Below are 10,213 nucleotides of genomic sequence, written 5' to 3'. Positions count from 1 at the left end.
GTCCGCAACCGCAAGATCGGCTTCGTCTTCCAGTCGTTCAACCTGGTGCCGCGCACCAGCGCCGTCGCGCAGGTGGAACTGCCGCTCGCGTACGCCGGGGTGAAGGCGGCCGAGCGGCGCCGCCGGGCGGTGGCCGCGCTCACCCTGGTCGGCCTGGCCGAACGCCTGGACCACCGGCCCAACGAACTCTCCGGCGGTCAGCAGCAGCGCGTCGCGGTGGCCCGTGCGCTGGTCACCGCGCCCGCGATGCTGCTCGCCGACGAGCCGACCGGAAACCTGGACAGCCACAGCACCGAGGAGGTCCTGTCCCTCGTGGACCGGCTCAACGCGTCCGGACGCACCGTCGTCCTGATCACCCACGAGGACGAGGTGGCCCGGCACGCCAAGCGGGTCCTGCGCCTGGTGGACGGGCAGATCGTCGAGGACGTACGGCAGGCTCCCGTCGGCGGTCCCCCGCCCGCGATGGCCTCGGCGCACGCGCCCGCCGGGACGCACGCCATGGCCGGAGGCCTGCGGTGAACCCGTTCCAGACGCTGCGCTTCGCCTTCGGCGGACTCGCGGCGAACAAGGTGCGCTCCGCGCTGACGATGCTGGGCGTGCTGATCGGCGTCGCGGCGGTGATCCTGCTGCTCGCCGTCGGCAACGGCTCCTCGCAGGCGGTGAAGGACTCCATCGAGAAGCTCGGCACCAACGCCCTGACCGTCTCCTCCGGCAGCGGATTCGGCGGCGGGCGCTCCGGCTCCGCCACCGGGACCAAGCCGCTGACCGTCGAGGACGCGCGGGCGCTGGCCGACCCTTCGGCGGCGCCGCACATCGAGTCGGTGGCCCCCGAGGTCACCACCTCGCAGACCGCGCTGTACGAGGGCACCTCGCACACCGTCGGCCAGGTCGTCGGCACGTACCCGGCGTACTTCAAGGCGTCCAACAACAAGGTGGCCAAGGGCGACTACTTCAGCGCCGACGACGTACTGGCGTCCCGGAAGGTCGCCGTCATCGGCGCGACGACCGCCACCGACCTGTTCGGCACGGCCGACCCGGTCGGCAGGAAGCTGGTCCTGGGCGGCACGCCGTTGACCGTGGTCGGCGTACTCGCCGCGAAGGGCGGCACCGGGTTCCAGGATCCCGACGACGTCGTGGTCGCCCCGCTGCCCACCGTGCAGAACGCCTTCACCGGCTTCGGCTCGGTCGGCCAGATCCTCGTCGAGGCCAAGTCCGCGGAGGCGACGACCGAGGCGCAGAACGAGATCACCACGGTGCTGATGGGACGGCACGGCGTCAAGGACCCGGCCGCACTCGACTTCCGGGTGTCGAACCAGGCGTCCCTGCTGACCACCCAGGAGTCGACGAACAAGACGTTCACCGTGCTGCTGGGCGCGGTCGCCGCGATCTCCCTGCTGGTCGGGGGGATCGGGATCACCAACATCATGCTGGTCACGGTGACCGAGCGGACCCGCGAGATCGGCATCCGCAAGGCGATCGGGGCACCCCGGGGCGTCATCCTGGGCCAGTTCCTCGCCGAGTCGACGCTGCTCTCGCTGATCGGCGGCGGGCTCGGGGTCGCGGCCGGGCTGATCGGCTCGCACTTCACCATCGTCGGCATCAAGCCGGTCGTCATACCGGAGTCGGTCGTCGGCGCCTTCGCCATCGCGGTGCTGATCGGGCTGTTCTTCGGCGGCTACCCGGCCAACCGGGCCGCGAGCCTGCGGCCCATCGAAGCACTGCGGCACGAGTGAGCCGGCACGTGCAGGAACAGGAAGAAGCTGACATGGCACGACGCCGCACCGAACCGGAGAAGCAGCCCGAGACGGGCGAGGACCGGTTCGCGCCGTTCGCCGAGGTGTTCACCGCCTCGGCCGCCGCGGACACCGCCGCCGGCTCCGGCGCGGATTCCACCGGAACACGCCTCGCGGGGGCGGGGCCCGGGGCCGGTCCCGCGGCGGACCCCGCGGCCGATCCCGAGGGGATCCTTTCCGAGCCCCCGGACAGCCGGGACATATCGGCTGAACTCGCCGCCGCGCCCAAGCCGCGACTGCCCTGGCTGACCCTGCTGCTCTCCGGCGGCGTGGTGGTCGGCCTCGCGTTCACCGGGGGCGCCCTGGTCGAGAAGAGCCACCTCCAGGGGTCCACGGGAGCCGGGTTCGCCGGCGGCGCCGCGGGCCGGAACTCCGCCGCCGGAGCGGGTGGCGGCGCAGGGCGGACCGGCTCCGGCCAGGCCCAGGGAGCCGCCGGGCAGGGCCGTACCGGGGCCGGGCAGAACGGTCAGCGGCAGGGCTTCGGGGGTGCGACGGGCGGCCCGGCCGCCGGGGGCGGCGTCACCACCGGTACGGTGAAGCTCGTCGACGGCACCACCCTCTACGTCACGGACGCCCAGGGCAACGTCGTCAAGGTGACCACGGACGGCAACACCCAGATCACCCAGGCCAAGGCCGGTAAGGTCACCGACCTCCAGCCGGGTCAGACCGTGACCGTGCGGGGCAGCCAGAACGACTCCGGCGACGTCGCCGCGACGACCGTCGCCCAGGGCGGCGCGGGAGGATTCGCGGGCGGCGGCCGGGGCTGAGCGCGAGAGGGAGGAAAGCCCCTTTGGACAAGGAAACGGCCACGCCCGAGGCGAGCCTGCTCGTCGTCGACGACGAGCCGAACATCCGGGAGCTGCTGTCCGCCTCGCTGCGGTTCGTCGGCTTCCGGGTGACGTCGGCGGCGAGCGGCGCCGACGCGCTGGCGGCGGTCGCCAAGGAGCGGCCCGACCTCGTGGTGCTCGACGTGATGCTGCCCGACATCAGCGGGTTCGCCGTCGTACGCCGGCTGCGCGAGGTGGCCGGCAGCGGGGCCGGGGCCGACCACCTCCCGGTGCTGTTCCTCACCGCGAAGGACGGGGTCGACGACAAGATCAGCGGGCTGACGGCGGGTGGCGACGACTACGTCACCAAGCCGTTCAGCCTGGAGGAGCTGATCGCCCGGATCCGTGCGATCCTGCGCCGCACCGGCGCTCCGACGGGCGAGGGCCGCCTGATCGCGGGCGACCTCGAACTGGACCCGGTGGGCCACCAGGTGCTGCGCGGCGGCCGGCCCGTGTCCCTGTCCCCCACCGAGTTCAAGCTGCTGGCGTACCTGATGACCCATGCCGACCGCGTCGTCTCCAAGATGCAGATCCTGGAACACGTGTGGGCGTACGACTTCGGCGGCGACCTCAGCATCGTCGAGTCGTACATCTCGTACGTGCGCCGCAAGGTGGACTCGGGCGCGGACGGCGCCGCCAAGCTCATCCACACCGTGCGCGGCATCGGGTACGTCCTGCGCCGCCCGCAGACCTGACATGGAGGGGCGGACGAAGCGCTTCGCGCGCCGGTTCGCGCACCGGTTCGCCGGCCTGTCCCTGCGCTCGCGGCTCGTGCTGCTCGCGATGGCACTGGTCGCCCTCGGGCTGACCGTCAGCGACACGGTCGTCCTCGGCTCGGTACGCGCCCGGCTGGTGGGGCGGGTGGACCAGCAGCTCGAACGGTTCGGGGACTCGATGGCCTACCGGGTCCGGGCCGAGGGCACCCCGCAGACGCACCCCGGCCGGGCGGGCGGCGGCCGGGCCTGGCTGCCGAGCCAGTACGTGGTGGCGTTCGCCGACGCCGACGGGAAGGTGTCGAACCAGTTCCGCCAGCCCGTCGTGGCCGAGGATCCGGGCCCGTCGTGGCCGACGATGGACGCGGCACAGCTGCGCGCCAGGTTCGGCCGGGCGTTCGAGGTGCCGAGCGACCACGGGGACGGCACCTGGTGGGTGCTGGTCGTTCCGGTGGGCAGCGACGACCCCCGGCTGCCCACGGGCGTGCTCGTCGCGGCGCCGCTGGACGACGTGACGTCCACCCTCGACAGTCTGGCCACCGCCTTCGAACTCATCGGCGTCGTGGTGTCACTGCTGCTCGCCGCGGCCGGCTGGTTCGCGGTACGGGCGGGACTGCGGCCGCTGCGGCGGATCGAGGAGACCGCGGCGGAGATCTCCGCCGGGCGCCCGCTGTCGCACCGCATGCCGGACGCCTCGCCGCACACCGAGACCGGGCGGCTGAGCAGTGCGCTCAACGGAATGCTCGCGCAGATCGAGTCGGCGTTCGCGGCCCGCGCAGCGTCGGAGGAGCAGATGCGGCGCTTCGTCGCCGACGCCAGCCACGAACTGCGGACGCCGCTGGCCGGCATCCGCGGCTTCGCCGAGCTCTACCGGATGGGCGCCCTCGCCGACGAGGCGGACGTACGGCGGACCATGGGCCGGATCGAGAGCGAGGCGGTGCGGCTCAGCGGTCTCGTGGAGGACCTGCTGACCCTGGTCCGCATGGACGAGCAGCGCCCGCTGGAGCTCGCGCCGATGGACCTGCGCACCCTCGCGGTGGACGCCCTGCACGACACCCGGGCCCTGGACCCGGCACGGGAGGTGGCGCTGACCGGGCCCGGCGGCGTCGGCCTGCCCGGCCCCGCGCCGGTGAACGGGGACGAGGCGCGGCTGCGCCAGGTGGTCGCGAACCTGGTCGGCAACGCCGTCGCGCACACGCCCGCGGGTTCCCCGGTGCGGATCGGGGTGGGCAGCAGGGACGGGCACGAGGTGATCGAGGTCGCGGACTGCGGGCCGGGGCTCACCGCGGAGCAGGCCGCCCGGGTCTTCGAGCGGTTCTACCGGGTGGACGCCTCGCGGAGCCGGCAGGCCGGCGGCGGGGCGGGCCTGGGCCTGGCGATCGCCTCCGCGCTCGTCCGGGCCCACGGCGGCGAACTGGAGCTGGAGACCACGCCTGGCGGCGGAGCACTGTTCCGGGTCCGTCTGCGGTCGGCGGGGCCCTGACGCGGCCGACGGGGTGACGGGGTGACGGGCCGGCGGCCTGCCCGTCACCCCGTCGGCCGTGCCGGCGTCACTTCAGGCCGATCTCCTCGCAGGCGGCCCGGTACCGTTCGGTGCAGATCTCGGCGACGCTCCAGACGCCGTCCTCGACCACCGTGGACTTGACGTTGTTCTTGGTGAGCGCGATGCCCGGGACGAGTACGGAGGGCACGCCCTTGGTGCTCGGGCTGTCCACGATCTGGTTGATGAGGCCGTCGATCTTCTCGCCCTGGGCCAGGGCGACGGCCATCTCCGCGGCGGCCGCTGCCTCGGGGGCGTACTGCTTGTAGACGCTCATGTACTGCTCGCCCGCGACGACGCGCTGTACGCCGGCGAGTTCGGCGTCCTGGCCGGTGACCGGGGGCAGCGGGGAGACCCCGGCGGCCTTGAGGGCGGCGATGATGCCGCCGGCCATGCCGTCGTTGGCGGAGTAGACGCCGGCGATCTTTCCCTTGCCGAGGGCCGCGATGGCCGCCGCCATGTTCGCGTTGGCGTTCTCCGGCTTCCAGTCGACGGTGTCGTACTCCTTGCCGATGGTCACCTTGCCGTCGAAAAGGGAGTGCGCGCCGGACTTGAACTGCTTGGCGTTCGGGTCGGTGACCGAGCCGTTCATCATGACGATCTGGCCGGCGCCGGCCTTGTCTCCCAGGGCGTCGAGCAGGGCCTTGCCCTGGACCTTGCCGACGTCCTCGTTGTCGAAGGAGGTGTACGCGTCGATCGGGCCTTCGGCCAGGCGGTCGTAGGCGACGACGGGGATTTTGGCGTCCTTGGCCTTCTTGACCGCGCCGGCAATGGCCTTGGCGTCGACCGCGTCGATGATCAGGACATCCACTTTGCGGGCGATCATCGCTTCGACCTGGGCGTTCTGGGCGGCCGCATCCTGCTTGGCATTGGCGTAGACCACTTCGCCCTTACCGCGGGTGAATTTGGCGACCTGCTTCTCGATCAGCGGCTTGTCGAACTTCTCGTAGCGCGCGGTCTGGTTCTCCGGGAGCAGGAGACCGACCTTGATCGCCTCCTTGCCGGAGCCGCCCGCTTTTCCGTTCTCGTCCGAGCTCCCGCAGGCGGCGAGCGAGACGGTCATTGCGGATGCGGCGACAACGACGACGGCCCGACCGAGATGTGTATTCACGACGTAAACCTCCCTGAACAGGCCGTGTCCTTCCGGCCGAGGTAAACGCAGTCAACTCGGCGTTACGACTGCCGTCAAGAAGTGAATTATTAACGTGATGGCAACGTTGCCATCACGCTCCGCATCCACGCAATTCAGTCAATACGTCGACTTTTCCGTCCGATTCGCTTCGTGAATCAAATTCAACTTATGAAGAGGTGGTGGAGGCCCGGCCTTTCCGGGGAGGCGCCGCGCCCGAATCGTCGGCGCCCCCCGCGGGGCGGTCCCTCAGGCGTCGGCCGGGTGGCGCGGTGCACGGCGCATCGGCCACAGGACCGGTCCGCCGCCCGGGAGTTGGACCTCACCGAGCACCGTGAAGCCGAAGTGCTCGTAGAAGGGGAGGTTGGCCGGCCTGGAGGATTCCAGGTAGACCGGGAGGCCTTCCGCATCGGCCTTGGCGAGGCCCGAGCGGAGCAGGGCGGCGCCGTGCCCCCGTCCCTGCGCGGCCGGATCCGCGCCGACGACGGCGAGGTACCAGTGCGGCTCCCGCGGTCCGGCCGCGGCGGCCTCCTCCGCGGCCTGCCGGAAGAGCGGAGCCCGTTCGCCCAGGATCTCCGAGAGCTCCCGGACGGTTCCCGCGTCGGGCACGGCCTTGTCCTGCGCGCCCGGCGGAACCCAGAACGCGGCCGCCGACCCGGTGTACTCGCAGACGCCGTGATGGACGTACTGCCGGGTGAAGAGGGTGGTGAAGTAGCGGCCCAGCCCCGCCTCGCGCGAGGCGACGGCGGGGAAGAACCAGCGCATCATCGGGTCGTCGCCGAAGGCACGGGCCAGGGTACGGCCGATCGTTGCCGCGTCGTCGATCGTTGCCGTTTTCGGAGTGTTCGTCATCGACATACGGGTCATTCTGCATCCGGTGATCTTGGACGCCCGGGCCGGGGTGACCGGCGGACTCCGCTCCGGGTCTTGCCAGTTGCGTCCACTGGCCGCAAGATATGCGTCCAACGGACGCACAACGGAGTGAGGCGAGGCGGACATGGACCGGACGACGCACACGGACGGGCACCACGGGACGGACCCGGAGGCAGGTCCGGGGGACGGTGGCACCGGGCTGCGCGGCAGCGCCTTCGTACCCCGGCAGGAGAACCTCGAAATGGCCCTGCCGCCCGTGTTCACGGATGCCGCCCGGGAACGCGAGCACCGCAAGCAGCGGCTCGCCGGCGCCTGCCGCGTCTTCGGCCGCCTCGGCTTCTCCGAAGGGGTCGCGGGGCACATCACCGTGCGGGACCCGGAGTACCCGGACATGTTCTGGGTGAACCCGTTCGGCATGTCCTTCCGGCACGTCCGCGTCAGCGACCTGATCCTCGTCGACCACGAGGGACAGGTCCGCCACGGCAGGCGCCCCGTGAACCGGGCGGGATTCGTGATCCACTCCGCGATCCACGCCGCCCGGCCCGACGTGGTCGCCGCCTGTCACGCCCACGCCGTCCACGGAAAGGCCTTCTCCAGCCTCGGCCGCCTGCTGGACCCGATCACCCAGGACGCGTGCGCCGTGTACGAACAGCACACCGTGCACCGCGACGGCGCCGGTGCCGTGGTGGTCGAGGAGGAGGCCGGCCGGCAGCTCGCCGCGGGACTGGGGCGGCACAAGGCCGTCATCCACCAGAACCACGGCATCTTCACCGTCGGCGAATCGGTCGACGAGGCGGCCTGGTGGTTCGTCTCCATGGAGCGCAGCGCCCAGGCGCAGCTGCTGGCGGAGGCTGCGGGCACCCCGCACCTGATCGACCCCGAGGCGGCCCGGCACACCCGGGACCAGACCGGGTTCCCGCTCGCGGGATGGTTCTCCTTCCAGCCCCTGTGGGACGAGATCGTCCGCACGGATCCCGACCTCTTCGAGTAAGCTCCGCCACCCATGACGCTCCCGCACGCAACCGAGCCGGCCTCCGCGGAACCCGGGTCGCCCGCCTGGTGGCAGGCCCGGTACGCAGAACGCGACCGGCGCAGGCCCCGCCAGGGCGGGCTGACGCTCGACCGGATCACGGCCGGCGCGCTCGAACTGGCCGACCGCGAGGGCCTGGAGGCGCTCACGATGCGCCGCCTCGGCGAGCACCTCCAGGTCCGCCACACCTCCCTGTACCGGCACGTCGCGAGCCGGGAGGAGCTCCTCATCGAGACCGTCGACCACATGCTGGGCGAGATCCGGCTGCCCGAACTGCGGGGGGACTGGCGGGCGGGGCTGGAGCGGGGGGCCCGGGAGTTCCGCCGGGTCCTCGCGGCGCACCCGGCGGTCGTCCCGCTGCTGACCGCCGGGCAGCTGCTGGGCCCCAACGCCCTGCGGGCCCGCGAGCACGCCCTGGGACAGCTCCTCGCCCACGGGTGGGGGCCGCGGTCGGCCGTCCACGTCTACCTCACGGTCACCCACTTCGTGATCGGCGCCGCCGTGCTCGACTCCGGCGGCGCCGCCCGGACCGCCGGACAGCGCGCCGCGATGGCCGGGCTGTTCACCTCCCTGTCCCCGCTCACCCACCCGGCCGTCCACCGCCATGCCGAACTGCTCAATTCGCTCGACTCCGAGGCCGAGTTCGAGTTCGGTCTGCGGACCCTGCTGTACGGGCTGGAGCGCCGGCACGCCGAGGAGGCCCGCGGATGAGCGGCGCACGCGTCCTGCCACCGCTGGACCGCTGGACCGCGGGCGGCGCCGTGTCGCCGATCGGCGGGCACCGCGTCTTCGTGCGCCAGGACGGGCCGCCGCACGGCCCGCCCGTCACCCTCGTCCACGGTTTCCCGACCTCCTCCCACGACTGGGCGGCCGTCGTCCCGGCGCTCGTCGCGGCCGGACTGCGGGTCACCACGCTGGACCTGCTCGGCTTCGGGGAGAGCGACAAGCCCCGGCACCACCGCTACTCGGTGCTCGGCCAGGCCTCGCTCGTCGAGGAGGTGTGGCGCCGGTACGGAATCGGCGCCACCGCCCTGGTCGCGCACGACTACGGGGTGAGCGTCGGCCAGGAGCTGCTGGCGCGCGACCCGGCCCGGATCACCCGCACGGCCTGGCTCAACGGCGGCCTGTACCCCGATCTGCACCGGCCCGTGCCGATCCAGCGGCTGTTGCACGGGCCGCTGGGCCCGCTGCTGGCGCCCCTCACCACGGAGCGGAGGTTCGCCGCCTCCCTGCGCGGGGTGCTGGGGCGGCCCGTGTCCGAGGAGGACCTGCGCGACCTGTGGGCGTCCGTGTCCCGGGCCGGCGGACACCGCCTCGCGCCGCGGCTGCTGCGCTACATCGACGAACGCCGCCTGCACTCCGGGCGCTGGGTCCCGGCGCTGGAGGGCTACCCCGGACCCTTGCTGTTCGTGTGGGGGCCCGCGGACCCGATCAGCGGCGCCCACGTCCTGGTCCGGATCCGGGCGCGCATGCCGCACGCCCGGATCGTGGAACTGGCGGGGCCGCCGGCCGTCGGGCACTACCCCCAGGTGGAGGCCCCCGCAGCGGTGGCGGCCGCACTCACCGGGTTCCTGGCCCCCTGAGACGCGGCGACGGGATCGGCCGCTGCGGGTTCGGCGGCTGCGAGTTCAGCGGCTGCGGGTTCGGCGGCTGCGGGTTCAGCGGCTGCGGGTGAGGGCCGCCGGCGCCCCGGCGGACTGGGCGCCCTCCGAGGCGAGCGTCAGCCGGTCCGGTGCCTCCAGGGTCAGCACGTACAGGTTGCCCTTGGGACAGTCGAAGGAGGCCGCGCGGTCGGTCGGATGGCTGGTCGCCGCCGCGAGGACCGCGGTGTTCCCCTTGATCTGCCGCAGTTCGAGGGCTTCCGTGCAGCCCAGGTCGCGCCCGCTGGAGACCTCCTTGACGTTGCTGACCTGCCGGCCCACGATCTCGCCCGCGTTCCCCGCGGTCAGGGTGACGGCGACGGTGAACTCGCCGGTCCTGGCCCGGGTGATGCCGTCCGCGTCCGGTGTCCCGGGGCCGACGCCGGACCAGGTGCCGACCCACGAAGCGGGCAGCGCCCCCGCGGACGACGCCGCCGAAGACACGGGCGCGGACGCGGGCGCGGACGGCGAGGCGGACGCCGCGGGCGATCCGGCCGGCGGCCCGGCCTTGTCGTCGCCGTGCCCGGGCAGGGTGACCGCAACGGTGACGGTGAGGGCGGCGGCGGCGCCGGCGACCGCGACGGTCACCAGGGGCCGCCGGGAGGACGACCCGCGCGGGGGCTGCGGGGCGGGCGCGGGGGACGGCGCGGGACCGCGGTCCGGGGGGT

10 protein-coding genes and 1 pseudogene are annotated in these 10,213 nt (G+C 72.9%); 8 read left to right on the top strand and 3 right to left on the bottom strand.

Annotated features, from left to right (window positions below; genetic code table 11):
* The 5 genes from ACFXA3_RS22865 to ACFXA3_RS22845 all read left to right on the top strand — a co-directional run.
* Window positions 1–519 (top strand): ABC transporter ATP-binding protein (locus ACFXA3_RS22865; protein WP_385189419.1); only part of this gene is annotated, 519 nt, incomplete at its 5' end.
* Entirely contained in the window at window positions 516–1,733 is a 1,218-nt protein-coding gene (locus ACFXA3_RS22860; RefSeq protein WP_385189417.1) for an ABC transporter permease, read from the top strand. The genes ACFXA3_RS22865 and ACFXA3_RS22860, both read left to right, overlap by 4 nt.
* A 32-nt stretch (window positions 1,734–1,765) precedes the next feature.
* The gene (locus tag ACFXA3_RS22855; RefSeq protein WP_385189415.1) at window positions 1,766–2,560 is read left to right on the top strand and encodes a DUF5666 domain-containing protein; all 795 of its coding nucleotides are present in this window, start codon (window positions 1,766–1,768) and stop codon (window positions 2,558–2,560) included.
* A 23-nt stretch (window positions 2,561–2,583) separates the two neighbouring features.
* Window positions 2,584–3,315: a response regulator transcription factor gene (locus ACFXA3_RS22850; RefSeq protein ID WP_385189412.1), complete on the top strand. Its 732-nt coding sequence runs from the start codon at window positions 2,584–2,586 to the stop codon at window positions 3,313–3,315.
* Between the two features lies 1 nt (window position 3,316).
* Window positions 3,317–4,816 carry a sensor histidine kinase gene (locus ACFXA3_RS22845; protein WP_385189409.1) on the top strand — a complete coding sequence of 500 codons (1,500 nt, stop codon included), beginning with the start codon at window positions 3,317–3,319 and terminating at the stop codon, window positions 4,814–4,816.
* 67 nt (window positions 4,817–4,883) lie between these two features.
* Here ACFXA3_RS22845 and ACFXA3_RS22840 read toward each other — a convergent pair whose 3' ends face one another.
* The gene (locus ACFXA3_RS22840; protein WP_385189407.1) at window positions 4,884–5,984 is read right to left on the bottom strand and encodes a substrate-binding domain-containing protein; all 1,101 of its coding nucleotides are present in this window, start codon (window positions 5,982–5,984) and stop codon (window positions 4,884–4,886) included.
* Window positions 5,985–6,251: 267 nt separating this feature from the next.
* Entirely contained in the window at window positions 6,252–6,869 is a 618-nt protein-coding gene (locus ACFXA3_RS22835) for a GNAT family N-acetyltransferase (protein ID WP_385189405.1), read from the bottom strand.
* Window positions 6,870–6,999: 130 nt separating this feature from the next.
* Between ACFXA3_RS22835 and ACFXA3_RS22830 the strand changes: the two genes are divergently transcribed.
* From ACFXA3_RS22830 to ACFXA3_RS22820, 3 genes are read left to right on the top strand one after another with little or no spacing between them, the layout of a single operon-like run.
* Window positions 7,000–7,866, top strand: coding sequence for a class II aldolase/adducin family protein (locus ACFXA3_RS22830; RefSeq protein ID WP_385189403.1), 867 nt, complete (start codon window positions 7,000–7,002; stop codon window positions 7,864–7,866).
* 12 nt (window positions 7,867–7,878) lie between these two features.
* Window positions 7,879–8,616: a TetR/AcrR family transcriptional regulator gene (locus ACFXA3_RS22825; RefSeq protein ID WP_385189401.1), complete on the top strand. Its 738-nt coding sequence runs from the start codon at window positions 7,879–7,881 to the stop codon at window positions 8,614–8,616.
* Window positions 8,613–9,488 (top strand): alpha/beta fold hydrolase, encoded by an 876-nt coding sequence (locus ACFXA3_RS22820; RefSeq protein WP_385189399.1) that lies wholly within the window; start codon window positions 8,613–8,615, stop codon window positions 9,486–9,488. The genes ACFXA3_RS22825 and ACFXA3_RS22820 overlap by 4 nt, the downstream gene beginning before the upstream one ends.
* A gap of 75 nt (window positions 9,489–9,563) precedes the next feature.
* Here the strand turns inward: ACFXA3_RS22820 and ACFXA3_RS22815 are convergent.
* Window positions 9,564–10,213 (bottom strand): annotated as a pseudogene (locus tag ACFXA3_RS22815) (hypothetical protein); the annotation flags it as partial.

It is taken from the genome of Streptomyces sp. NPDC059456 (genome assembly GCF_042750055.1).
Lineage (GTDB): Bacteria > Actinomycetota > Actinomycetes > Streptomycetales > Streptomycetaceae > Streptomyces.
Note: the sequence above shows the minus strand (reverse complement) of the source record. Positions and strands in the feature narration are given on the sequence as shown.